Below are 25921 nucleotides of genomic sequence, written 5' to 3' on the forward strand. Positions count from 1 at the left end.
GAGAGTCTCTCATAAATAAAAAATGATTTTTTTGACATAAATTTTATATATTCCAGAGAATTAAAAAATACTATTCTTACAGACTTTATAAAAAGGATAAAATATATTTCTTATAGAGTGTGTCTATAATTTTGTGTAAACTAATAGATAAATCCAGTAAATTCAATACTTTACTGCTCTATTCACGCAAAAATTTTTACACACTCACCTCAAAAATATTCTGTTTTTTTATAAAAAAATATAAAATAAACAAAAAAAGGCAGAAAGATTTCTTTTACAAGATTCTCTCCACCTAAATTATTTTCACTTTTATTAATTAAATCGATACTATTCCCCGTTTAAAAAGCAAATATTTATTTTAATTATTTGAAAATAAATATCAGGTTTAAACTACTAAAAAGATTTATAATATATTCATTATTTAAATGGGGTTTAGTATGAATTATTTTTTCTGATAAACTCTTACATAATCAACTTTCATTTCTGTTGGAAAATCTACATCTCCATCTTCTCCCGTTTTTTTGCTCAAAGCCACATTTATCATTATAAAATATGGTTGATTAAACGGATTTTGCAACCCTTTTTTCTCTAATTCCTTGTAACTAAATCTTTTGTATACTTTGTTATTAAATAGCCACTTTATTTCCTTATCATCCCATTCTACTGCATAAGTATTGAAATTTGTCAATTTCTCTTTAGACCATTTACTTATTTTATAGTCACTGCCTTCAAATGATTCATAAGTATTGTCACTTCTTAAAACATGCGCTGTCCCTGTAACACGATTCATCTCACCGCCATCAGTTTCCACTATATCAATCTCACCAATTGCAGGTTTTCCATCAGCTTGAGAATATCCTTCAGGCCATAGCCAGAATGCAGGCCAAGTTCCAATTCCCTTAGGCATAGCTGCTCTCATTTCAATTTTTCCATATTTCACATTATAAAGGTTTCTTGTATGAATCGCTCCTGAACTATAAAGAATTTTTCTTTCAATACCATCCACATTTACCTTTTTATCATTTTCCTTTTTCAATGTTATAACCATATTTCCATTTTCAACTTTAACATTATCTCTCAAGTAATAGTGTTTTGCATCAAATCCATACTGGTTTACTAATTTCCCATTTTCATCAATATAATTCCCTGCATTCCAAGGATTTCCATTCTCCCAGTAAGCCCACTTTGTACTGTCTAAATAATCTCCATTAAATTCATCATCCCAAACTAATTTCCAGCTTTTACCTTTTACTTTAGAAATAAACTTATTTAATTTACCTCTTTTAGTTTTTACACTTTCTTCAGCCTTATTTAAATTATTTTCAAGCTTTTCTTTTGCCTCAATTACACCATTTTCAAATTGTTGAGGAGTTATTCTTTTTTCATTTTTTCCTGCAGCAAATATTGTATTTCCAATTAATGTAAACAAAACTATTCTATAAAAAATCTTTTTTTTCACGACATTTATCTCCTTTTTTAAGTTATATTAGTCATTTGTAAAAGTTTAAAATTTCAAATAATTATAATGCTTTTATAATTCTAATTCTTACTATTTTTTATCCAGTATTTTTACAGTAAAATTTTAATATTTTTATTAAAATACTGTGTTTAGTTAAATTTTTGTATTATTACTTTTACAATCGCCTATAAGTTATATTTTTTCATTTATAAAATTATAATATCAACATAATTTTCTATTATTATAACATTTTAATAACAATAATTTCTAGTATTCTTTTAAATTTTCAAAAAATTTTAATATTTTTATTAAATACTCTATTTTCTAAATTTTAAATAATTTTAATTACATTTATATTTATCCATACATTCTCTATTTTTTATTTTTCTTTTCTTATCAAAAAACCATCCCCACTTATTAAAATACTTAATCGCCGATTTCATATGTAATATCATTAGTTTTTTTGACTTATACGAAGCTTTCTCATGCTCATGAAATATTTCAACTTTTGGATAATAAATGACTTTATATTTTTCCCCAATTCTTCGACATAAATCATAATCTTCCATATACATAAAATACTGTTCATCAAATCCACCAATTTCTTTTAATACAGAGACTCTCAAAAAAATGAAGCACCCTGAAAGAATTGGTACTTCCATTATATCATCAAAATTTGCCCATTTCATTTCATAATCATAATTCATTTTTTCAACAATGTTCTTAAATGGCAAAAACCTTCTAAAAATAAGATTTACAGGTGTTGGAAACAATCTACAAGTATAACTAAATTTTCTTTTAAAATCTCTAATTTTGGGTCCTATTTGTCCAATTTCATTATGATCTCTCATATATTCAATAATTTTTTCAATCACATTTTTTTCAAAATAAATATCTGCATTAATAATTAAATGAAATTCTGATATTTCAGAGTTATTAATTAATTTGTTAATAATAACATTATGTCCAGCTCCAAACCCCTTATTAGAATCATTAAAAATATATTCTATTCTGGCATCACCAATATTTTCAAAAAAATTCTTCAATTCATCTGTTTCTGAATTATCCGAAATCCATAATTTAAAATTCAAGTTAATACTTTGAAAACATTTAATTATTTTTTCTAAATCACTTTTTGGTGTATTATATGTTACAATACATACTGTAAAATCATACATAAATAACCTCGTATCTTTATTTATAAAATTTCTCATAAAATAAAAAAAATGGCGTCCCCGGTTGGACTTGAACCAACGGCCCTCTGATTAACAGTCAGATGCTCTAACCAGCTGAGCTACGGAGACACACATATTCAAAAAAGTTTGGCAACCGCCTATCTTCCCAGGACAAGTCCAAGTATTTTAGGCGCTAACAGACTTAACTGCCGGGTTCGAAATGTTACCGGGTGTATCCCTGTCGCTATCATCACCAAACTGGATATATATGCTGCCTATCAAGACAATGAGAAATAAATAGCAGAAGTAAAAGATCACCTTAAAAGCAGACGTAATATTAGTACTGGTCAGCTGAATGCATTGCTGCACTTGCACCCCCCCAGCCTATCAACCATATGTTCTCTATGGATACTGCGAATACTCATCTCAAAGCTGGCTTCCCGCTTAGATGCTTTCAGCGGTTATCCGTGCCAGACGTGACTACTCAGCCGTGCCACTGGCGTGACAGCTGATGCATCAGAGGTCTGTCCAACCCGGTCCTCTCGTACTAAGGTCAGATCTTTTCAGTATTCAGGCGCCTGCAGTGGATAGGGACCGAACTGTCTCACGACGTTCTGAACCCAGCTCGCGTGCCTCTTTAATGGGCGAACAGCCCAACCCTTGGGACCTTCTCCAGCCCCAGGATGAGACGAGCCGACATCGAGGTGCCAAACACTTCCGTCGATATGGACTCTTGGGAAGTATCAGCCTGTTATCCCCGGGGTAGCTTTTATCCGTTGAGCGACGGTCCTTCCATGCGGAACCGCCGGATCACTAACTCCTACTTTCGTACCTGCTCGACCCGTCAGTCTTGCAGTCAAGCTCCCTTATGCGTTTGCACTCTCAGGCTGATTTCCATCCAGCCTGAGGGAACCTTTGAGCGCCTCCGTTACTCTTTGGGAGGCGACCGCCCCAGTCAAACTGCCCGCCTAGCACTGTCTCCGTTGCCAGATTAGAATTCCGGCAGCATATGGTTGGTATTCCAACAGCGACTCCGCAATGGCTGACGCCACTGCATCACAGTCTCCCAACTATCCTATACACACACTGCCAGAACCCAATGCCAGGCTGCAGTAAAGCTCCACGGGGTCTTTCCGTCCTACTGCAGGTAGCCGGTATCTTCACCGGCATTACAACTTCACCAGGTCTCCAGCCAAGACAGCTCTCAAATCATTTCACCATTCGTGCAGGTCGGAACTTACCCGACAAGGAATTTCGCTACCTTAGGACCGTTATAGTTACGGCCGCCGTTCACCGGGGCTTCAAATCGGAGCTCTCACCCCTCCTCTTAACCTTCCGGCACTGGGCAGGTGTCAGCCCATATACGTCGCCTTTCAGCTTAGCATAGACCTGTGTTTTTGGTAAACAGTTGCTTGAGACTCTTCACTGCGGCCTGTTTCCCCTGGGAGCGTCTCTCTCTTCAGGTATGTCAGGCACCCCTTCTCCCGAAGTTACGGGGCTATTTTGCAGAGTTCCTTAGCTAGAGTTATCCTGTCGGCCTTAAGTTTCTCACTCTGTCCACCTGTGTCGGTTTACAGTACGGGCGCTGCTTCTCATCGATAGAAGTTTTTCCTGGCAGTGTAGGATCTGCGACTTATGCAAATGCACTTCCCCGTCAGGTCTCACGTCTAGGCGCGCGGATTTTCCTGCGCGCCCACGCTGGGCCCTTAGAAAGGCTAAACCGTCAGCCTTCTCACATACCTTCCTGCGTCACTCCGTCTCTCAAGCGATAACAGCGGTACAGGAATATTAACCTGTTTTCCATTCGCCGTCACAATTTTGCTTATGCTTAGGTCCCGACTTCCCCAGGGCGGACAAGCCTTCCCCTGGAAACCTTGGACTTCCGGCCGGCGGGATTCTCGCCCGCCTTCTCGCTACTCATTCCTGCATTCTCGCTTCTGATACCTCCAGGATGGCCTTGCGGCATCCCTTCGACGGCCTACAGAACGCTCTCCTACCAAGATACAAGGTACCTTCCGCAGCTTCGGTTTATGTCTTAGCCCCGTTACATCTTCGGCGCAGGCACTCTCGACCAGTGAGCTATTACGCACTCTTTCAAGGCATGGCTGCTTCTAAGCCAACCTCCTGGTTGTCTATGAATGTCCACCTCCTTTCCCACTTAGACATAATTAGGGACCTTAGCTGGCGGTCTGGGCTGTTCCCCTCTCGTCCGAGGACCTTGTCATCCACGGACTCACTCCTGAACATAATATATGGTATTCGAAGTTTGCTTGATTTCGGTAAGCAGTACGCCCCCTAGATCATACAGAGCTCTACCCCCACATATCTCAGTTCAAGGCTGCACCTAAATGCATTTCGGAGAACGAGCTATCTCCTAGTTCGATTGGCTTTTCACCCCTAGACCTGCCTCATCTCCCAACTTTTCAACGGCGGTGAGTTCGGCCCTCCACTGAGTCTTACCTCAGCTTCAGCCTGGACAGGCCTAGATCACTAGGTTTCGCGTCTATGGCCGGCGACTTGTCGCCCTGTTAAGACTTGGTTTCCCTTCGGCTCCGTCTATTAACCTTGCCACCAGCCATAACTCGCAGGATGATTAACCAAAATCCACGCAGTCACCCGGAACGGGCTCCTACCGTTTGTAGGCACACGGTTTCAAATTCTGTTTCACTCCCTTGCTCAGGGTTCTTTTCACCTTTCCCTCACGGTACTCTTCACTATCGGTCAACAGCAGTATTTAGCCTTGCGTGATTTGGTCCACGCTGATTCACGCCAGATTCCTCGTGCCTGACGCTACTCGGGTGCTTCCAGTCTCCACATACGCTTTATGTTCTACAGGACTTTCACCTTCTTCGGTCCAGCTTCCCAGCTGGTTCCACTTACATATGCAGATTAAACATTATGACAATCCGTTAATGGAAGTCCCGCAACCCCGTGCCAGCAACGCTGTCCGCTTGGCACTGGCACGGTTTAGGCTTTTCCCCGTTCGCTCGCCGCTACTCAGGGAATCGTTTTTACTTTCCTTTCCTCCTGCTACTTAGATGTTTCAGTTCGCAGGCTTGCCGTTTCACGCATGCCCTCCAGGCATGCAGGTTTGCCATTCGGAAATCCGGGGATCAGCGATTATGTGCATCTCCTCCCGGCTTATCGCAGCTTATCACGTCCTTCGTCGGCTGCTGTTGCCTAGGCATCCTCCGTGTGCCCTTTCTAGCTTTTTTATCCAGAATAACTTTTTTTACTCCAGTTCAGTTATAATCTTTTACCTACTATTCATTTCCCATTGTCCTAAATAATAATATTGGTGGAGATAAGCGGGTTCGAACCGCTGACCTCTGCCTTGCAAGGGCAGCGCTCTCCCAACTGAGCTATATCCCCAAGACATCTTATGGTGGGCATGGCTGGACTCGAACCAGCGACCCCTGCGTTATCAGCACAGTGCTCTAACCACCTGAGCTACACGCCCATAAGATACATAAAGAAGCAGTGCTTATCGCTCCTTAGAAAGGAGGTGATCCATCCGCACCTTCCGGTACGGATACCTTGTTACGACTTCACCCCAATCACTATCCACACCTTAGATGCTTTCCCCCTTGCGGTTGGACCGGCAGCTTCAGGTGCAGACAACTCTCGTGGTGTGACGGGCGGTGTGTACAAGACCCGAGAACGTATTCACCGCAGCATTGCTGATCTGCGATTACTAGCGATTCCAGCTTCATGAAGCCGAGTTGCAGGCTTCAATCCGAACTTGGACCGGCTTTGAAGGTTGGCTTGGCGTTGCCGCCTTGCAGCTCTCTGTGCCGGTATTGTAGCACGTGTGTAGCCCAGATCATAAGGGGCATGATGACTTGACGTCACCCCCGCCTTCCTCCTGCTCTTCGCAGGCAGTCTCGCCAGAGTCCCCAACCTAATGATGGCAACTGGCAATAGGGGTTGCGCTCGTTGCGGGACTTAACCCAACATCTCACGACACGAGCTGTCGACAGCCATGCACCACCTGTCTCTGCGTTCCCGGAGGCACAGCCTGCTCTCGCAGGCCTTCGCAGGATGTCAAGATCTGGTAAGGTTCCTCGCGTTGCGTCGAATTAAACCACATGCTCCACCGCTTGTGCGGGTCCCCGTCAATTCCTTTGAGTTTCAGCCTTGCGGCCGTACTCCCCAGGCGGATTACTTATCGCATTTGCTTCGGCACGGACACTCTTCATGCCCACACCCAGTAATCATCGTTTACAGCTAGGACTACCAGGGTATCTAATCCTGTTTGCTCCCCTAGCTTTCGCACTTCAGCGTCAGTTACCGTCCAGTGAACTATCTTCATCATCGGCATTCCTGCACATATCTACGAATTTCACCTCTACTCGTGCAGTTCCGTCCACCTCTCCAGCACTCTAGCCCTGTAGTTTCCGGGGCAGGCCTGCGGTTGAGCCGCAGGTTTTCACCCTAGACTTACAGGGCCGCCTAGATGCCCTTTATGCCCAATAATTCCGGATAACGCTCGCGACATACGTATTACCGCGGCTGCTGGCACGTATTTAGCCGTCGCTTCTTCTGCAGGTACCGTCATTTTTTTCTTCCCTGCTGAAAGCACTTTACAATCCGAAGACCTTCATCGTGCACACAGAATTGCTGGATCAGGGTTGCCCCCATTGTCCAATATTCCCCACTGCTGCCTCCCGTAGGAGTAAGGGCCGTATCTCAGTCCCCTTGTGGCCGTCCACCCTCTCAGGCCGGCTACCTATCATCGCCTTGGTGGGGCCGTTACCCCACCAACAAGCTAATAGGACGCAAGGCTCTCCTGCAGCATTCCTTTTCATCAGGCTGGACATGAGTCCGCCTGACTTTATCAGGTTTTATCAGTCGTTTCCGTCTGTTATCCCTGACTGCAGGGCAAGTCCCTTACGCGTTACTCACCCGTCCGCCTTGGCTAGGCTGTGCAAGCACAGCTTCGCCAAAGACTTGCATGTGTTAAGCATTCTGTCAGCGTTCATCCTGAGCCAGGATCAAACTCTTCATTCAATATATTCTTATATATTTAAATTTCACCTAATTAGTCTTGACGCCATCTTTTTCAAGATGCTTGACTTGTTGATTATACACTTAATTGCTTCTTTACATTATTAATATCTCTATTGTCCATGATACATTTTCGTATCGACAAGATATATATTATCATAAAAGGGATTATTTGTCAACTACTTTTTTAAATTTTTTAGTATACTGTAAAATTTGATTTAAAGATTTATGTTAAATACTATATTTTAAGTGTTTTATACTAGATCTATTTATTTAAAAAAAAGGAAATTATATTTTAATTATCTTAGCAATAAAGAGTTTTGACTCTTATTAAACAAATTACAGCTAATCCACTATTTTAAATATAAGAAATAATACTAAATAATTATACTTTTTTCAAAAAAAAGGATGTCTCATAAGTTAAAAATAATTTTATTAATAAATATTATATATTTTGTAAAAAGCATAAAAAGCAAAAGATATTATTTTTATTGATTTAAAAAATATAGTAAAATAAATAAAATTTATGATTTGATAATTTTATTTATCTTATGAGACAGACCTCTTACTTACTTTGTTTTTATCTTTTTTACTTTATGTTTAATACATAATTTTGTAATTAACAATTATATTTTTATTAAATTTTTTAAAAATATACTTGTTTTTTTATAAAATCAGGCTATTATATTATTAATAGAATAATTTTTAAATTTTTTATATAAAGTTATTAGGAGGTTTTCATTATGATTTCTTTTATTTTAGCAATAGTTGCTCTTATTTTGGGTTACGCATTTTACAGTAAATTTGTAGAAAAAGTTTTTGGAATAGAACCTGATAGAACACCACCCTCAATTGAATATTACGACGGTGTCGATTATGTGCAAATCAGCACTCCAAAAGCATTTTTGATTCAATTCTTAAATATTGCCGGAACAGGACCGATATTTGGAGCGATTGCAGGTGCTTTATGGGGACCAGCCGCATTTTTGTGGATTGTTTTTGGATGTATATTTGGAGGAGCAGTTCACGATTTCTTGATTGGTATGCTTTCGCTTAGGGATAAGGGAAGCAGTATTGGAGAACTTGTCGGACAAAATTTAGGTGTTGTCATGCAGCAGATTATGAGAGTTTTCTCAATTGTTTTACTTATTTTAGTTGGAGTGGTATTTATAAAATCACCTGCTGATATTCTTCACAATTTAATTCCGGGTGTAAGTGCCATGACTTTTACAATTATTATAATTGCTTATTATATTTTAGCAACAATTCTCCCACTTGATAAAATCATTGCCAAAATTTACCCAATCTTTGGTTTTGCATTGTTATTTATGGCGATTGGTATTGGGACAATGTTAATTTACGGGCAATTTAAAGGTGCTTTTGCAATTCCTGAAATTACTGAAATTTTTAAAGGAAATCCGCATCCTAAAGGAACTTCAATGTTTCCCTACTTATTTATTTCAATAGCCTGCGGTGCAGTAAGCGGTTTCCATGCTACTCAATCCCCAATGGTTGCACGTTGCCTAAAAAATGAAACTGAAGGAAGAAAAGTTTTTTATGGTGCCATGATTTCAGAAGGTGTAGTTGCGCTAGTATGGGCTGCCGCTGCGATGACAGTTTTTGGTGGAATTAAGGAACTTGCCGCTGCCGGAACTCCTGCAGTTGTTGTAAATAAAGCATCTGTTCAATTGCTCGGTGTATTTGGGGCATTTCTAGCTGTACTAGGTGTCGTTGCTTGTCCTATTACTTCGGGAGATACTGCCTTTAGAGGTTCAAGATTAATTATTGCTGATATTTTCAAAATTAAACAGGCTCCAATAAAAAACAGATTTTTAATTGCAATACCTTTATTTGTCGTTGGTATTTATTTAACAACTATTGACTTTAACGTTATTTGGAGATATTTTGCATGGGCAAACCAAACTTTGGCGGCAGTTTCATTATGGACTGCAACAGTATGGCTTGTTAAAAAAGGAAAACCATTCTTATTCGCATTAATTCCTTCAATGTTTATGACAATGGTTGTTACAACTTATATCATAATCGCTCCAGAAGGATTTGTAAGATTTTTCAAAAATGTGCCTGTTCACACTATTGAGTTTTACGGTACTTTAATCGCAAGTGTAGTTACAATTATCTGCACAGCATTATTATTCAACTACAAGCATCATTTACACGGAAAATCTCATCACGCTGAACGTTTAAACGTTGCAAAATAAACAGGCTAAACAAAAAATACAGTCAAACAAGGTTTTATTCAGGATTCTTTGCTTGACTGTTTTATTTATTTTATTTTTCTCTTTGTTTTTTAAAATTTTTCATATATAATATCCCTAAAAATAAATTGACAGAGTAAAAAATATAGGGGCGGTCATTAAATACCACAACAAATCTTTTTTGACTGCTTTTTTTAAAATATTTTACTTTGTGATATTTCTTTCAAAACTTCCCTAATCGGACATTCTCCTCCTCTCAAATATGGAATGTTTGTGCTTTTTCCTGTTTCATTAACAATTTCTGGCAAGCGTTCCATCTCTATTACCTTTTCTAGTGAACTCGTTCTTTTGCCGCTAAAGTACAGTTCATACGCCTTTTCCCTGTTTTTTCCATAGTTTGCAAAGAAAGTGTGGTATAACGCTCTTGCCTTTATCTTCCTTCTTGAAAACGCTTTCGGCCTGCTTGACAAAAATCTTGAGCATTCGTGGGACACAAGGGCTTCCGTCCTTGAGCCTATGTAATCCTCTTCAGTATATATCCTTCTTATCTTCTCATACTGGTTAAGCAGCATCTTCATCTGCTCCTTTCTTCTCTGGCTCACATTCTCCTTTTCCTTGAAATTCTCATAAAAATTTTCAAGTCCTGCAAAGTTATCTTTCTCAAGCCACCTGTAAAGATTTTTTGATATTCCCTTGTCCTTCTTGGAAATTTCAACTATAGCTTTTGCTAGATGAAACTTGTCATAAATGTGTATCGGATTGTAAATCCTAAGCTCCCCTGCAAAGCTGTCTATCCATATTCCCCCCATCAGAGTTCACAATCAGCTTCTTCTTGTCCATATTGTATCTCTTTTCAAGATAGTTAAGCACATATTCCGACACTTCCTCAAGGGATACGGATGCAGGGAACATTATTGTGTGTTTGTCAATAAGTTTGTTTCTGTCCCTGCAGAGTTCCTCAATTCCACGATGTATTGAAACCATCCTCATATATGTGTTTTTACTTCTTCTGCACTTCATATGGTCTTCATCAATCTCCATATATACTGGCGAATCGTCATCCCTTTCAAATCTTTCAATATCAAGTTTCGGCATTTCAAAAGAATTGACAAGATTGTACACAGTAGCCCTTGAAACACCGTAAGTCTTTGCAAGAAATGAAGCCGTAGCATATTGATACTCAAAAAGTATAGTAAAAATCAGCTCCTCAGAAAGCCTTCTGTACCGCTTAAGCCCAATTTTTTCATCAATGTAGTAGTGAATGCCTGTTTTCTTGTCTGCATATTTTCGACGTTCAAAAGTGACATGCCCGAAAGCAGTAGTAACAGTTCTTTTAACAAATCCTTTGCTTTTAAATTTATCTTTTCTTTCATCGGAATGGAAAAAGGCATCATCAACTCTTTTGACATAAACTCTAAACAGCGTTTCAAAGGCCTTTGAGACAAACAGCTTAAACTGCTGCTCAAACGGAAGCCTGAAGGAAAAAATATTTTTAAAAAAAGTCTTTACAAGTGAGGAAAAATCTGATATTCTAATCATAGAGGGAACCACCTTTCAATAGAGTTTGGCGATTATATTGTAACTGGTTTCCTCTTTTTTGTTAATTAAAAATTTGATTAAATTTATTTGCCCCTATATTTTTTACTCTGTCAAATAAATTATTTAGGAGAAAAAATGTTAAACTTTATACAAAATATTGATATTTTTATTATTAAACAATTTTACAATTTTCAACACAGCTTAAATTCCAAACTCCTAAGCAACATACTAATATTTTTTACCAACTTAGGAAATTACGGATTAGTATGGATTGCAATAACATTATTTCTGCTCTCTAGCAAAAAATATCGAAAAATCGGATATTTAGCGGTAATTTCATTGATTATAAATGCAATTATTGTAAATGTCATTTTAAAAAATCTTATGCATAGAGCAAGACTCTTTACAGAAATATCCGACATTATTCTTTTAGTCAAAGCCCCAAAGGATTTTTCGTTTCCTTCAGGACATACCTCAGCATCTTTTACAATGGTATATATTTTTTACAAACATTTAAAAAATACTTTCCAGCTGTGCTGATAACAAGCATTATTATTGCCTTTTCAAGACTATACTTAACTGTACATTTTCCAAGTGATGTTTTGGCTGGATTGCTTATTGGATTGTTTGCAGGATTTTTGGGGGAAAAATTTTTAATAAGAAAAATAATTTGATGAAAAGTTAGGATTTCCTAGCTTTTTTTGTATAAAAATTTATTTTTCATAATTAATACTCTGAACATTTTATAATTAGTTGCAGTATAAAAATTATAATTCCAAATATCATCCAAAAATTTGATTTTTTTCTTTCATAAGTTTCTTCCTTTATATTTCTGCCTTTAGAATTTTTTTCTATAAAATATATCAAATCGTTATCGTATTCAATTTCATAATTTTTTTCTGAAATTTTATCGCCCGCATATTCTCCCATTTCTTGCAGAAAATTCTGTGCATCTCTTATTGTTTCTCTCCCAAGTTCGATCAATCCTGTTTCATTTAATACTTTAAATGCCCATTCCTTTGATTTGTTCCCATTTTCCTGTCTATTATTGTAATATATCATATCACTAATTACAGGGGCATATTTCATATTAGCGGCTTTTTCATATAGCTTGTATACTTCCTCTTCACTTTTTGCAAATTCCCTACTGCATTCGTAAAGTATCCCAAGTTCATAAATAGATTTTACATCTCCCATTTCCTGCCCAATTTTATACCATTTTTCAGCTTCTTTCTTATTTTCTTCAACCGTATCAAAATATTTTCCCAGTTCATAAGCCGCCTCTTTCACTCCTAGAGAATAAGCCTTTTTATACATATCTTTGGCTTTTTCTCCATTGCCTGCAACATAATATGATTTTGCAAGCAACAAATATCCTCTTTCATTATATTGTGCTGCTTCAAGAAATAATTTTTGAGCATTTCCATAATCTTTCTTTTCCAAAAGTTCATTTCCCTGATTAATCAGTTCCATGTATTTTCTGTCTTTTTCATTTCCGAGCATAAATTCAATATTCTTGATTATTTCAGAATTCAATCCCATAATTTGCTTTTCATTTAATAATTTTTCCTGCCATTCTAGTATTTTTTCTCTTTTATTCTGCTTAAAGTAAATTCTTACAAGATTGTATATTAATTCAGCATTTTTTGTATTAGCAATTTTTAGATAAATACTTTCTGCTTCTTCATAATCCTTCTTTTCTTCAGCAATTTTTCCTAGTCTAATTATTGAATTAATTTCGCCATTTTCTGCACCTGCCACATACCAGCCTTTTGCAATTTCATCATTTCCCGATTCTTCTTCAATCAGCCCTATGTAATACATAGCCTCCTTTATTCCTGAATTATATGCCAAATTTAATGTGTTTACAGCACTTTGGTTATCTTTCTCGCAATAATAGTAATACTTTCCAAGCTCGTAATTTGCTCTTTGGCTGAATTTCAAGGATTCAGCTATTCTATCCCTTGCTTCTCCAAAAAATCCCGACATTATAAATATATTCGCTGTTCTAATATTTTCTTGATATTCCTCGCTTTCCTTTTTATCATATTCTATAAAATCTTTCCCATAATCTTCTGTAACAATATCATCCAACGAAACTATCTTCACGCCAAATTTATCTACATTCGCTGTTTTTCCATTTTGTTTAGGCTCACTTTCCGAAGAAATTCTATTTTCATCATAAGCACTTTCACTAAAACTTGCTCTTTCTTCAGCTTCATATTTTTGAATTTCACGAACTTTTCTTTTTCTTTTTTCCCTTTCCTGCATTTCTCTCGAAAAGTCATCAAATTCATCCATTTTTTTACGATTTCTAAAATTCATTATTATCAAAATTACAATTCCAATAACTACGACTAATACCGATATTAATATTTCCATATTTTCTCTTTTCTCCTGTACTCGCTGTTATATTTACGATTTTATCCATTATCTTAAACATTATCAATTCAGAATCTATTTTTATCATTCAATGTAAACGCTCATTATTTTTTATTATTTTCTTCCAAAATCTTTTATTTTCAAAAAAATAAAAACTATCACAGCACAGAAGATAAAAAATGACACAAGATTATTAGCATTATTACTATTATCAATACAATCCTGTCTTTCCTTAGCGTCAACAATACTTTCACAATTCCTCTGTCTTGAACTTCCTGAATGAGATCCGTGGCTTCTCCAAAAAGATGACGAATTTTCTTGCTCATCATCACCAGATTTTTTAGATTTCCCATTTCCTTCTCCATCTGAATGTCCACTTGAATGCTCTCCACTACTATGTTCTCCACCATAATGTCCACTATAATGATAACTTCCACTACTTCCATGTGAATGACTATGCCCTCCACCGTGAGAATGTCCACTGCCACCTCTTCTTACTAATTTTTCCATTTTAATCTCCTTTTTTATTCGCTAATTTTTTCTAATTCATTTGAAACTTCCAATTTTTTCACATCATATTTCCCCATATTTTCATATTCATAAGACTGATTAATCCCATTCATAAACATATCTCTACTTTCCACATCTTCCGTCAAATTCTCCTTCAAAAGCATCTTTAGTTCCAAATCATTAATCACACTTCTTTTCATTGCCGATAAATAATTATTTTTACTGATATTTTGCCAATTCACACACATTCCAAGACTTTTTATCAACATCTGATCCAGCCAAATCCTAGTAGCTCTCCCATTTCCCTCATAAAATGGATGCATTATGTTCATCTCAACATATTTCTCAACTATTTCCTCAAAAGTATTTTCAGGCATTTTAGAAACTGTCTTTAAATTATCTTCAAGATACATTGCACGACAAAATACTGTATCACCTTTCCGAATGTCATGTTTCCGTATTTTTCCTGCAGTCCCATAACATTCCTGAAACAAATACCTATTTATTTCCTTCAAGCCTTCAAAAGTTCCCACTTGAATATTTTTCAATATTCTATTATCAAACAATTCCCTTGCCCTTCTTTTACTCAAAAATTCTTCTTTGTCTTGTGAAACTAGCCTTTTTAAGATTTTGTCACTTTCATTTTCCAAAATGTATTTATTATTTACCATTTATTTTCCCCCTTTTTCCTAAATATAAGTATCAAGAATAGTATATAATTTTTTTAATAATTTTTCTACCCATTTTTTATATTTTCTAGAAAAGTTCCAATCAAAATCTGAATGATTTTCAAAATATCTATTACTGTGTTTTTTACTCCTTTTTTATTTTTTATCTTAATATTTGTCGCAATATATTATAAAATTTACGATATAAAAAAGACTAGAATTTTCTGTATTTTTTCTAGCCTTTTCTATTAGTCATTATTACAACTGCAAACCTCATCATTTAATACATGAAAAAGTACATGCTCTGCTTCTTTATTTCCTTTACTTATTGCTAATTTTAAATATTTTATTGCTTCATTTTTATTTTCATAATAATTTAGATAAAGATATGCCAAATTTATTAAACAATCTGTATCTTCTGTTTCTTCAAAACATTTCTGATATAATTTTTCCGCTTCTTCATATTTTTGATAAACATTTTCATATAACCCACCTAAATTATTATATGCAAAACTACATTTTTTATCTATTGTTAATAAAAAATACTTCTCCGCATCTTCGTAATTATTCTTGTCGATATTAAGTACTCCAAGATTATTTATTGCAACTATATTTCCTTTTTTCACTGCTTTATTAAAATATTTTTCTGCTTCTTCAAAATTATTTTCAATTTCTAAAAAATAAAATCCGATATTATTTATAGCCATATCACTTCCTAATTTAGATGCTTTTTCAAAATATTCTAATGCTTCTTTATAATTTCCTTCTTGAAATTTCCTTTCTCCAAGTTCATTTATTGCATAGTAATCATTTTTTAGTACTAAATTTTCTAATTCTTTATATCCTTTTTCTTTATATTCTTTATACAATCTTATTCTCCCTAAAATAATATAATATATTTTTATAAATATAAGGAGAGTAAGAAAATAAAATTTCTGTACTCTCCCTATAAAAATTATCCTTGTTGTTGCCACATATGATTTCCGCTTGATGTATCAGGACATCTTCCTCCTGCTTTACCACTTGGTCTTAAAGATGAATGTATTATATTACCACATGCTGAACATTGCCAAGTTACAACTGCTCCCATTTTCTCACACCTCCTCTCAATATTATTTATTATCAAATTTACCTATTTTGATAATAAATCAGTTTCTTTCTCCCTTTTTACAAATTAACTTACACAATATTAGTATAATCTTTTTTTTACTTTGTCAATAATTTGTATTTATTTTTTTGAAATTTTTTAAAAATAAAAAAGGCTAATACTCCCCCCTATTTTTTCTAGCCTTCAAAAATCACACTCAAATTAATTCATAAAAATATAACAAATATTTTTAATTTAATAAATATTTTTTATCTATAACTCAATTTCTTCCATCTCCCCACTCTTCACATCCCACTCTTCCATCTTCTCCATCTCTTCTTCTTCCAGCCTATCCAGTTTTTCCTGCACTTCCATCAGTTTTTCCATATTGTTTTCTTTTCCAGCTTTTTCGTATTCTGCATTCAAGTTTTCTCTCATTTCTGTGATTTTTTCCATTTCCTTTTCCAGTTTTTCAATATCACGTTTCAATTTTGCGATTTTTCTTGACTGTTCCTTCTGCTCCTGATATGAAAGTTTTTTCTCTTCCTTCGTTTCGATGTCTGTTCCTTGAGAAGCTGATTTTGCTGTTTTTAGGCTTTCTTTGTAATCTTCGTAATTTCCTTTAAATTTTGTAAGACCATTTTCGTCAAGATAGTAAATTGTATTACAAACTGTGTCTAAAAAATGACGATTATGCGACACGACAAGCATTGTTCCGTCAAAATCTTCCAATGCGTCTTCTAAAACTTCAATTGAGTAAATATCCAGATGGTTTGTCGGCTCATCTAAAATTAGGAAATTTGCTCTTTGCATATACAATTTTAAGAATGAAACTCTAACTTTTTCTCCACCGCTCAATTTTTCTACTTTTTTCAAAACATCATTGCCTGAAAACAAGAAAGCTCCCGCAAGTGTTCGTAAATATTCTTCCGTCAAATTTAGAGAATTATTAATTTCCTGCAAAATATTGTTTGCTGGTGTCAAATCCATGTGATTTTGGTCATAGTAACCGACTTTTACACGAGAACCGTACTCGACAGTTCCCGAATCCTGCTTCAATTTATTTACCAAAATTTTTAGCAAAGTTGATTTCCCAATTCCATTTTTTCCAATAATTCCAACTCTTTCGCCACGAAATAGCTGAAAACTCACATTATTCAACACTTTTTTGCCATCAAAACTTTTTGAAATTCCCTTCACTTTTAAAACATTGTCCCCGGTAATTGTGTCTGTCTCAAATTTCAATTTCATTCTTTGTGGATTAAAAACAGGGTCATCCATCCGCTCAATTCTATCCAGAATTTTTTGTCGCCCTTTTGCTTGTCTAGCCTTTATTCCAGCTCGAAATCTGTCAATGTATTCTTCCATTTTCTTAATTTTTTCCTGCTCTTTTTCGTAACGCTTCATTTCCCCCTTCAAAATCATCTCTTTTTGAATGATAAACGCAGAAAAATTCCCATCATACTTATGCAATTTCTTATTCTCGATTTCAAAAATTTTGTTACAAACATTATCCAAGAAAATTCTATCATGTGAAACAAGCAAAAACGCCTTCGCATACCGTTTCAAGTAATCTTCCAGCCACTCAATCGAAACCAGGTCCAAATGGTTTGTCGGCTCATCTAAAATTAGTAAATCTGGCTCAGATAGCAGCAATTTTGCAAGTGAAACCCTAGTCTGCTCTCCACCGCTCAAATCTTTCAGCACCAAATTGTAATATTCCTCAGTCAGCTCCAGCCCAGTCAAAATCTGCTTTATCTTATACTCAATATCATATCCGCCCTTCGCCTCATAAAGCGACGACAACTCCGCAGACTTATTAATCAATTTTTCCAGCTCATCATTTTCAGCCGTTCCCAAAAGCAAATTAACCTTTTGAAGTTCGTGCCAAATTTCCCTCTCTTCTGCAAAAACCGACATCATCTCTTCATAAATCGTATTTTTCTCATCTGAAAACTCATGATTTTGCGACAAATATCCAATTTTCATCGAAGCACTTTTCACAATATTCCCAACTTCATTCAAATTATCTTCCGCCCCATCAATTCGCTCTCTATCAAGTAACATCCGAATAATCGTCGACTTCCCAGCTCCATTCACCCCAACAAGCCCAATCTTATCCTTCTCCTCAATCGTAAAATTAATATCCTTCAATATATATTCCCCAGCAAACTGCTTATACACCCTATTAAATTGCACTAAACTCATCAAATTCCCTTCCTTTTCTCTATTTTTATCAAATTATTTTTTTATCCTATATTTTAATTTTATTCGTTAAATTATATCATTTTTGATATTTGTTTACAATGTTTGAGAAATTTTCAAAATATTTAAGTTTGACAAAAATATTAAACTGTGATATTATAATACCTATAAATTTTTAAAAAAGAAGGTGATTTTATGAACAAAAAGAAAATTAACACTATTGTTGGTTCAATTGGAGCATTTATTGGAGTTTTTGTGTTTATAACCTATATTCCTCAAATTATCGCTAATTTAGGAGGAGAAAAAGCTCAGCCTTGGCAACCGCTCACAGCTTCAATTTCTTGTCTAATTTGGGTTATTTACGGATGGACTAAAGAACCTAAAAAAGATTTCATCCTTATTGTTCCAAATTTAGCTGGTGTAATATTAGGATTTTTAACTTTTATTACAGCTTTATAAATTTTTATTTATAAAAAATGAAATTTACTATTAAATATTTTTATTATACTTTTATTTAAAAGCAAAAAGAGGTTTTATGCCTCTTTTTTTATTTTATCAGAAATTTTTATTTATTTTTTCTAGTATATAAGCAAAAAATATGTTATTTTATAAAGTTTTTCTAATATAAGTTGAAAAACTTTTTAATTTAGTATATAATTTCTTGTATATATTAATATAGGTGGTGATAAAATGATAAAAAGAGAGCAATATTTAAAAGAAATTAGAAAATTTATGGATAAGCCGATAATAAAAGTTATTACTGGTATGCGTAGAAGCGGGAAATCTATGATTTTAAAATTAATATCTAAAGAACTTGAAGAAAAGGGAATTAATAAAGAGAATATTATTTTTATTAATTTTGAGTCTTTAATGTTCGCCGAATTTGCAAATTTTCAAAAATTATATAGCTATATTATTGAAAAATCAAAAAATTTAGCTGGTAAAATTTATATTTTACTAGATGAAATTCAAGAAGTTGCTTCTTGGGAAAAAATGATAAATTCATTGCTAGTTGACTTAGATTGTGATATTTATATCACTGGTTCGAATGCTAATTTATTATCTTCGGAATTGGCTACCTACATTACAGGAAGATATGTTGAAATAAAGGTTTTTCCTTTATCTTTTAAAGAATTTATAGATTTTTCCAAAATTCAAAATCCAGAAAAAATTTACAGCAATGAAGAATATTTTGAAAAATATTTGCAATTTGGAGGTTTACCTGCCATCCACAATTTCAATCAAGATAAAACTTCAATTTATCAGTATTTGACTGATATTTATAATTCTGTCTTGCTAAAAGATGTTGTTGCGAGAAATAATATAAGGGATATTGAACTTTTAGAACGAATAATTTTATACATTTTTGACAATATTGGAAATATTTTTTCTGCAAAAAAAATTTCAGATTTTTTGAAAAGCCAAGGTAGAAAGTTAAGCGTTGAAACCGTTTACAATTATTTAAAAGCACTTGAAAATGCGTATATTATTTCAAAAGTTCAAAGATATGACATAAAAGGAAAATCCATTTTAGAAACACAAGAAAAATTTTATCTTCTTGACTTAGGTTTAAAACATTCTCAATTAGGATACAAAGCAAACGACATCGCTGGTCATCTTGAAAACATCATCTATTTAGAACTGTTAAGAAGAAAATACAATGTAAATATCGGAAAATTAAAAACAAAAGAAATTGATTTCATCGCACAAAAAGGAGATAAAAAATTATATATTCAAGCAACTTATCTTTTAGTCTCAGAAAACACCATTGAACGAGAATTTTCTCCATTAAAAAACATTGAAGATAACTATCCAAAATATGTTCTTTCTATGGATAATTTAGATGAATATAATATAAATGGAATTCAGCGAAAACGAATTATTGATTTTTTATTGGATTTATAATTTTGGAATTATAGTAAAAATTTTTATTTTATAGTGAAACTTCTATAAAAATGACCTAGAAATATGGTATAATAATATTATGGCATATGAAAAAGATTATAGGAAAAGAATTTTAAATTTTTATTACGGAAATGGAAAAACAAAAACGTTACTTCAATTTGGCATAAACTCTGACACATTGTACGGATGGATAAAGCTTAAAAGAGAGACAGGGAAATAATCTATGAATATTATACTGGGAATACGGATGGAACAAAAGGGAAGTCACTATTGAAGGGAAAAGAAGCGGGTTAAAGTATTCAAGAATAAATCTGGTTGCTAGAAAAACAGGAAATAGATTGACAGGGAGCATGATATACAAGGAAACCATGGAAAGTGAATTTTTTGAAGAATGGTTCAGGAAGATATATTTAAGAGATATTGAAAAATTAAAGGAAAATGCGATAATAGTGATGGATAATGCTAGATTTCATAGAAAAAGGGTATTAAAAAAGATAATAAAGGAAACAAGGCAGCATCTGTTATTTCTTCCATATAATCCGATAGAAAAAGTATGGACTAATATCAAGAAGAAATTAAAAGAGATAACCCATAACTTTAATACACTTGAAGAAGCAATTACTGCTGTTTTATTTGATAAATCAGTTCAATTTTAAACAGGTTTTACTATACTTACTAAACACAGCTTTTCATCGGTATAAACAATACAGAAATTTCACCATTTGGAAAGCCTTTGTACGTAAAGCCTGAAATTAAACATAATAATAGTAAACTTGATTTTTATCTGGAAACTGAAAAGGATAAAATTTATGTTGAGGTAAAAGAAGGATCGGCTTTTCTAACTTTATCGCCATGAATTTGCTTTAATATCAAAAAGGCATTTTTAACATTTTCCGGAATATCAATGTGAGCTATATAGCCTGTTCCTCTAGGACCATATCCATTTTCATCATCTGTAAGCCTTGGAATTTCGCCCATTAGCAAAGTTATGTATCTGTCAATGTCCCACATTCCAAATATATCGTTTTCAAAGCATAGTTTTCCATCTTTAACACAGACTTTGGATGAATAGACCGCAAAATTAATAATTTTTATATTTTCTGAAAAGTATTTTTTTAAAATAGCTTCCATTCGCAGCTGCATTGTTGCATCTTGAGAAATTATTATGTTTTTAAAAGTTATATTTTCTTCTTTTAGTAACTTTAGTAAATTCGTAATGTTATTTCCACAGTTTGTGGAATAAATTTCAAGAAAATCAGGCTGTAAATTATACTTATACTTTAAATAATTTCTAAAAATTTCAGCTTCAGAAATTTCGGATAAAATGGAATTTTTATCAGAATCCGGATATAATTTATAAAACTGCTCTTCCAATGAGGCTGTTGTATGTCCTCTTCCTCCAACAATAACATATTTTTTAGCAACATCATTTTTTCATAGCATTTGCCAAAACATCCCCACCAGCCAAAATAGAACCGCCAAAAAGCACCATCACATCCGCTTTTTCAACTCCATATTTTTTTATCAGTTCAAAAGCTGTTAATTCATCAATATCTCTCTTTCCACAAAAATTTCCTAATACATTGATACAATTTGCAATTTCATATTTACTAATTTTCTTATCCATTACAATTTTGCCCTTTCTTTTCTACTTTTAAACCAAATTAATTAAACAATTATAAAATTATTTGGTAATTCTTCTTCGTTTACATTTTCAGAATTATTACATATTATTGCGTCAAAGTCGGACGTGTTGACAAATGTGTAAAAACCTCGTATTGACAATTTTGAGTCGTCTAGCAGCAAATATTTTTTTACAGCCAGCCCCATTGCTTTTTCCTTTATAAGCATTGTTTCCATCTCAGTTGTATAAACAACCTGTCTTTCAATATCCAGTCCTGCACAGCCTAAAATCGCATAATCAAAATTGAAATTTGACAAATTATTTAAGGCAATTGAACCAACAGACATATCATACTCTTTTATATATTTCCCACCTATCACAAACAATTCAGAATCGCTGTCATTAAAGGCTTTGACAACAAGCATACTGTTTGTTACGATTTTTACATTTTTTCCCTTCAAATATTTTACTATGGGAGCTACTGTAGTTCCGCCGTCAAGAAAAATACAGTCGCCATTTTTTATAAATGATGCCACTTTTTTGCACACTTCATCTTTTTTTTCATAATTTTCTGTGCGATCCTTCATATCCTTTTCATCCTGATTGGACATAACCGTTTTTTGATTTATGCTTTTTGCACCGCCATGGACTCTAATAATTTTTCCCTGTTTTTCCAGAAATTCTGTATCCCTACGAATAGTAGTTTCCGTAACATTCAAAATCTGAGCCAGCTCTTTTGTATTTGCAATACCCTTTTCATTTACCATTTGTACAATTTTTTCAAATCTTTCGCTTGCAAGCATTTAATTTTTCACACTCCTAATTTTTCTTTTTTGTATTTAATTTTATGAAAATTAATGTTTAAATTATATTTTCTATCTTATTTTTTTAATATAACATAATTTTTTTCAAAAATCAAACAAAAAATTAAATAAAAGGATATTTTTTTATTACGCATAATTACCAGTATCCAATGGCATTTCTTTCTTTTCAAATAATATTTTAGTTTTTATTTTTTCTCTTTTAAACATTTCTGAAATTTCTTTTACTGTATCAACTCCTTTTATATTTTCAATAACTGGAGAAATATAATCTGCTCCTGCTCGTGCTGCAAGTAATGCCTGTGCTGAATAAGAGATTGATGTTATATTTACTTTTATTCCTTCTCCCGAGAGAACTTTACACGCCTTTAAGCCTTGAAGAGACATTGGTATTTCAACTATTTTGTCTAAATTAATGTTTGCTAGTTTTCGTCCCTTTTTTACCATTTTTTTCCAATCATCATTAGTTTTTATATTTTTCCCGATTAATTGATTTATAAAGATTTTCATAATTTTATCCTCCATTTTTATATTTGTATTTATATATTTGTTTTTTATCAAATAATATTAATATTCGCCTGTACTATTATCATTTTCAACGTTCAAATTCAAAACAACTGGAACAGATTTATAACCAATCCCCATTCTATCTATTCCCATATCTATCAGTTCAAGGAAATGCTCTCTTGTCCGTATTGCTCCACTTCCCTTTACTTTACATTTATTTCCAACTTCTTCTTGCATTATTTTTATAACTTTAGGAATCGCCCCTTTATTTTCGTGTCCAGTCAAAAAACCTGTACTCGTCTTTACAAAATCGGCTCCCGCTTCAATACAGCATTTGCAAGTTTTTCTAATTTGCTCCTCATTCAAGGCATCCGTTTCAAAAATAATTTTTATTTCCTTTCCAAACTTGTGTGCCACTTTAACACACGCTTTTATATCTTTCGTAACTTCCTCATATTTTCCACTTCTTATCAGCCCAAAATTTGCAACTATGTCGATTTCCTTAACCGTATCATATTTCGCAACTGCTTCAATTTGCTTAACTCGTGATTCAGTAGAACTTGTTCCAAATGGAAAATCCGTTACAGGACACAGCATTGTGTCGCTTCCTTTTACATATGGCTCGCATAATTCAATATACGCTGGATTAATGCAAATCGTAGCACACCCCAATTTCACCCCGTCTTTTATCAATTTAACAATTTCTTTTTCTGTAAATTCAGGCTTTAAAACTGAATAATCAATATACTCCGCCAATTCCTTTAAATTCATTTCATTTGCTTTTTTAGTCAATTTTTTCATAATATTTTCCGATAACACTTTTCAATTTTGTTTTATTATGTGCATCATCTTTCCTCCTGAAAACATAATAACACATAAACACACATTTGTCAACAAATTTTTTTCATTTTTGTTTGAATTTTTATGAAAATAGCAAAAATTAACAATAAAACGAATAAAAAACATAAATTTTAGTACATTTTAAAAAAAATCAGAACAATCTTTAAAGATTCATCACGACTTATTAATTTAATTTTCGTTATTTACTAATTTTTTTAACTTTTCTTTTGCCTCCTCCACAACATGTAATTTACTCCCATTTTCAACAACCTCTTCATATAATTTTCTTGCTTCTTCCCTTCTTCCAATTTTATTTAACAAAGTAGTTTTTCTAATATTAATTGATAATTTGGAATTTTCATCTAACACTGATTTTTTGATAAATCAATATTTTCTAAAAATTTATATGATTGTTCTATATCCCCCTTAAAATAATATCCAAGACTAAGATTAATATTTAAAAGTATCTTATATTTTTTATATTCATGTTTTATACATTCTATAAATTTATCTGGATTCAATTTCTCATATAAAAAATTCATATTATGTTCATATTTTTCATTCAATGGAAAGTGAATTTTTTGAAGAATGGTTCAGAAAGATATTTTTAAGAGATATTGAAAAATTAAAGGAAAATGCGGTAATAGTGATGGATAATGCTAGATTTCATAGAAAAAAGGCATTAGAAAAGATAATAAAGGAAACAAGGCATCATCTATTATTTCTTCCGCCATATACTTAAATCCAATAGAAAAAGTATGGGCTAATATCAAGAAGAAATTAAAAGAGATAGCCCGTAACTTCAATACACTTGAAGAAGCAGTTACCTCTATTTTATTTGATAAATCAATTCAATTTTAAACAAGTTTTACTATAAAATATTACATTTTTTCAATTTTAATGATATGACTGTTTTGTAAAAATAAACCATAATACTAAATAAAACTAACTAACCAAGTAAGTTCTCTTTTTTTACCGTATCAAACAAAGCTATAGTTTTACCCTACTACTCTCAAAACTCTACAATTTCTCACAAATAAAAACGAAATATCTTCAATCAATATTTCTGATTTAGAAACAAAAATTCCACTTCCCTTATCTATTTCCCGCAAAATCAATCTATCATTCTCAAATTTTTCAATTATCCCAAATTTCTCAAAATATGATTTTTCATACTCAAAATGTACTAATATTTTATTTTCAAAACATTTTTTCAAGATTTCCTTTATTTCCATATTTGAAATATCAGGCAAAATTTCTTCTAAAGATACATTCTCTGTTTCTATACGATAAACTTTTTCTGTAATTTCCCAAATGTCTGATGTTTTTATTATTATAAACTTGCAATCTGCCCAGAACAAATCATTTTCATAAATTAACGTGTAATTTTCATCTTGAAAAATAACACTTCCTTGAATATCATTTCTCGCTATTACAATTTTATTTTTCTGAATTTTATCATCTTTAACGATAATATCTTTAACAACATTTTTCCCTATCTCTATACTTTTCATTTCACTTTTTCTTATAAATTCTTCTGATTCCCTATCACCTTCATCACACCATTGAAAGTGTAAAATTTCTTTTGATTCTTTTACTAAATATCCTTCTCTCTGATAGTCATCTTCATAAAATAATCTTAATTTAATTTTATTCTTTTTGAAATATTTAAACAATTCCTTAAAAAATTTATTTTTTTCAAGTTCAATAATTTTTCTGTCACTAGATTTTCTTTCTTCTATTTTTTCCTTCATTAATTCCAAATATTCTGTATTTTTCCCAAATTTTTTCAAATCATCTATCTTTATAAATCTAAATCCACCATTTTTCCCATACAGACTGATTGATGTAAAAATAGCAAATTCACCATTAATTCCTACAAAATTCCCAGCATCAAATCTCCCTTTAGACAAACGCCAATATTCCAACAACTCATCTTTCCCTATTTTTTCTAAAATTTTTTTCATAAAATTTCC

At 33.2% G+C, this 25921-nt stretch carries 24 protein-coding genes, 3 tRNA genes, 3 rRNA genes and 2 pseudogenes; 8 read left to right on the forward strand and 24 right to left on the reverse strand.

Translation table 11 applies throughout. The annotated features are described in order from the left end of the window. Nucleotides 1–442 precede the first annotated feature (442 nt). From FVE73_RS10100 to FVE73_RS10135, 8 genes are all read right to left on the reverse strand, one after another. Nucleotides 443–1459 carry a glycoside hydrolase family 16 protein gene (locus FVE73_RS10100; protein ID WP_018499461.1) on the reverse strand — a complete coding sequence of 339 codons (1017 nt, stop codon included), beginning with the start codon at nt 1457–1459 and terminating at the stop codon, nt 443–445. Nucleotides 1460–1800: 341 nt separating this feature from the next. Beyond that, a complete protein-coding gene (locus tag FVE73_RS10105; RefSeq protein ID WP_026239113.1) occupies nt 1801–2637 on the reverse strand; it encodes a glycosyltransferase family 2 protein in 837 nt (278 codons plus the stop codon). Nucleotides 2638–2686: 49 nt separating this feature from the next. Next, nucleotides 2687–2763 (reverse strand) — tRNA-Asn (locus FVE73_RS10110). 16 nt (nt 2764–2779) lie between these two features. Further along, a 5S ribosomal RNA gene (gene rrf, locus FVE73_RS10115) occupies nt 2780–2892 on the reverse strand. A 61-nt stretch (nt 2893–2953) separates the two neighbouring features. After that, nucleotides 2954–5849 (reverse strand): 23S ribosomal RNA (locus FVE73_RS10120). An 81-nt stretch (nt 5850–5930) separates the two neighbouring features. Next, a tRNA-Ala gene (locus FVE73_RS10125) sits at nt 5931–6006 on the reverse strand. 11 nt (nt 6007–6017) lie between these two features. Then, nucleotides 6018–6094 (reverse strand) — tRNA-Ile (locus FVE73_RS10130). Between the two features lie 38 nt (nt 6095–6132). Continuing rightward, nucleotides 6133–7644: ribosomal RNA gene (locus FVE73_RS10135) — 16S ribosomal RNA — on the reverse strand. Together the 16S, 23S and 5S rRNA genes with 3 tRNA genes alongside form the textbook arrangement of a ribosomal RNA operon. A gap of 740 nt (nt 7645–8384) precedes the next feature. Between FVE73_RS10135 and FVE73_RS10140 the strand changes: the two genes are divergently transcribed. Next, nucleotides 8385–9860, forward strand: coding sequence for a carbon starvation CstA family protein (locus FVE73_RS10140; protein ID WP_018499568.1), 1476 nt, complete (start codon nt 8385–8387; stop codon nt 9858–9860). Between the two features lie 191 nt (nt 9861–10051). Here FVE73_RS10140 and FVE73_RS10145 read toward each other — a convergent pair. Together FVE73_RS10145 and FVE73_RS10985 are read right to left on the reverse strand one after the other, a co-directional pair. Then, a pseudogene (locus FVE73_RS10145) lies at nt 10052–11396 on the reverse strand (ISLre2 family transposase). 254 nt (nt 11397–11650) lie between these two features. Next, on the reverse strand, nt 11651–11833 hold the full coding sequence (locus FVE73_RS10985; RefSeq protein WP_232058514.1) for a hypothetical protein: 183 nt from the start codon (nt 11831–11833) through the stop codon (nt 11651–11653). Between FVE73_RS10985 and FVE73_RS11135 the strand changes: the two are divergent. Beyond that, nucleotides 11766–12070 (forward strand): annotated as a pseudogene (locus FVE73_RS11135) (phosphatase PAP2 family protein). The gene FVE73_RS10985 and the pseudogene FVE73_RS11135 overlap by 68 nt on opposite strands. Before the next feature lie 52 nt (nt 12071–12122). On the opposite strand, the gene FVE73_RS10155 reads toward FVE73_RS11135, so the two are convergent. From FVE73_RS10155 to FVE73_RS10180, 7 genes are all read right to left on the reverse strand, one after another. Continuing rightward, on the reverse strand, nt 12123–13778 hold the full coding sequence (locus tag FVE73_RS10155) for an SEL1-like repeat protein (protein ID WP_018498429.1): 1656 nt from the start codon (nt 13776–13778) through the stop codon (nt 12123–12125). Continuing rightward, on the reverse strand, nt 13711–13866 hold the full coding sequence (locus FVE73_RS10160; RefSeq protein ID WP_021745922.1) for a hypothetical protein: 156 nt from the start codon (nt 13864–13866) through the stop codon (nt 13711–13713). The genes FVE73_RS10155 and FVE73_RS10160 overlap by 68 nt, the downstream gene beginning before the upstream one ends. A gap of 26 nt (nt 13867–13892) precedes the next feature. Continuing rightward, entirely contained in the window at nt 13893–14288 is a 396-nt protein-coding gene (locus FVE73_RS10165; RefSeq protein WP_018498430.1) for a hypothetical protein, read from the reverse strand. A 14-nt stretch (nt 14289–14302) separates the two neighbouring features. Beyond that, entirely contained in the window at nt 14303–14959 is a 657-nt protein-coding gene (gene fic, locus FVE73_RS10170) for a protein adenylyltransferase Fic (protein ID WP_018498431.1), read from the reverse strand. Nucleotides 14960–15204: 245 nt separating this feature from the next. After that, on the reverse strand, nt 15205–15825 hold the full coding sequence (locus FVE73_RS10175; RefSeq protein ID WP_018498432.1) for a tetratricopeptide repeat protein: 621 nt from the start codon (nt 15823–15825) through the stop codon (nt 15205–15207). 86 nt (nt 15826–15911) lie between these two features. Then, on the reverse strand, nt 15912–16046 hold the full coding sequence (locus tag FVE73_RS11080) for a hypothetical protein (protein WP_018498433.1): 135 nt from the start codon (nt 16044–16046) through the stop codon (nt 15912–15914). Nucleotides 16047–16316: 270 nt separating this feature from the next. Beyond that, the gene (locus tag FVE73_RS10180) at nt 16317–18251 is read right to left on the reverse strand and encodes an ABC-F family ATP-binding cassette domain-containing protein (protein ID WP_018498434.1); all 1935 of its coding nucleotides are present in this window, start codon (nt 18249–18251) and stop codon (nt 16317–16319) included. A 192-nt stretch (nt 18252–18443) separates the two neighbouring features. On the opposite strand from FVE73_RS10180, the gene FVE73_RS10185 reads away from it, so the two are divergent. From FVE73_RS10185 to FVE73_RS10995, 5 genes are all read left to right on the forward strand, one after another. Then, nucleotides 18444–18707 carry a SemiSWEET family transporter gene (locus tag FVE73_RS10185; RefSeq protein ID WP_007070517.1) on the forward strand — a complete coding sequence of 88 codons (264 nt, stop codon included), beginning with the start codon at nt 18444–18446 and terminating at the stop codon, nt 18705–18707. A 231-nt stretch (nt 18708–18938) separates the two neighbouring features. Next, nucleotides 18939–20153, forward strand: coding sequence for an ATP-binding protein (locus tag FVE73_RS10190; protein WP_018498435.1), 1215 nt, complete (start codon nt 18939–18941; stop codon nt 20151–20153). A gap of 79 nt (nt 20154–20232) precedes the next feature. Continuing rightward, entirely contained in the window at nt 20233–20373 is a 141-nt protein-coding gene (locus FVE73_RS10990; RefSeq protein ID WP_018498436.1) for an IS630 transposase-related protein, read from the forward strand. 49 nt (nt 20374–20422) lie between these two features. Further along, the gene (locus FVE73_RS10195; RefSeq protein WP_232058549.1) at nt 20423–20809 is read left to right on the forward strand and encodes a transposase; all 387 of its coding nucleotides are present in this window, start codon (nt 20423–20425) and stop codon (nt 20807–20809) included. 77 nt (nt 20810–20886) lie between these two features. Further along, nucleotides 20887–21009: a DNA/RNA nuclease SfsA gene (locus FVE73_RS10995; RefSeq protein WP_231370117.1), complete on the forward strand. Its 123-nt coding sequence runs from the start codon at nt 20887–20889 to the stop codon at nt 21007–21009. Here FVE73_RS10995 and FVE73_RS10205 read toward each other — a convergent pair. The 6 genes from FVE73_RS10205 to FVE73_RS11085 form a co-directional block, all read right to left on the reverse strand. Beyond that, entirely contained in the window at nt 20961–21527 is a 567-nt protein-coding gene (locus FVE73_RS10205; RefSeq protein WP_197739257.1) for a hypothetical protein, read from the reverse strand. The two genes, FVE73_RS10995 and FVE73_RS10205, sit on opposite strands and share 49 nt — an antisense overlap. 52 nt (nt 21528–21579) lie before the next feature. After that, complete coding sequence (locus FVE73_RS10765) at nt 21580–21780, reverse strand: hypothetical protein (RefSeq protein WP_197739258.1); 201 nt, start codon at nt 21778–21780, stop codon at nt 21580–21582. Between the two features lie 41 nt (nt 21781–21821). Continuing rightward, complete coding sequence (locus FVE73_RS10210) at nt 21822–22580, reverse strand: DeoR/GlpR family DNA-binding transcription regulator (RefSeq protein WP_018498438.1); 759 nt, start codon at nt 22578–22580, stop codon at nt 21822–21824. Nucleotides 22581–22727: 147 nt separating this feature from the next. Continuing rightward, nucleotides 22728–23108 (reverse strand): transaldolase family protein, encoded by a 381-nt coding sequence (locus FVE73_RS10215; RefSeq protein ID WP_018498439.1) that lies wholly within the window; start codon nt 23106–23108, stop codon nt 22728–22730. A gap of 57 nt (nt 23109–23165) precedes the next feature. Further along, on the reverse strand, nt 23166–23906 hold the full coding sequence (gene deoC / locus FVE73_RS10220) for a deoxyribose-phosphate aldolase (protein WP_026239038.1): 741 nt from the start codon (nt 23904–23906) through the stop codon (nt 23166–23168). 228 nt (nt 23907–24134) lie between these two features. Continuing rightward, the gene (locus tag FVE73_RS11085) at nt 24135–24266 is read right to left on the reverse strand and encodes a hypothetical protein (protein WP_269473108.1); all 132 of its coding nucleotides are present in this window, start codon (nt 24264–24266) and stop codon (nt 24135–24137) included. 244 nt (nt 24267–24510) lie between these two features. Between FVE73_RS11085 and FVE73_RS11000 the strand changes: the two genes are divergently transcribed. Further along, nucleotides 24511–24687 carry a transposase gene (locus FVE73_RS11000; RefSeq protein ID WP_018498443.1) on the forward strand — a complete coding sequence of 59 codons (177 nt, stop codon included), beginning with the start codon at nt 24511–24513 and terminating at the stop codon, nt 24685–24687. A gap of 256 nt (nt 24688–24943) precedes the next feature. Here FVE73_RS11000 and FVE73_RS10230 read toward each other — a convergent pair whose 3' ends face one another. Further along, nucleotides 24944–25912 (reverse strand): hypothetical protein, encoded by a 969-nt coding sequence (locus FVE73_RS10230; protein ID WP_018498444.1) that lies wholly within the window; start codon nt 25910–25912, stop codon nt 24944–24946. Between the last annotated feature and the right edge of the window lie 9 nt (nt 25913–25921).

The organism is Leptotrichia wadei (genome assembly GCF_007990545.2).
Classification (GTDB): domain Bacteria; phylum Fusobacteriota; class Fusobacteriia; order Fusobacteriales; family Leptotrichiaceae; genus Leptotrichia; species Leptotrichia wadei.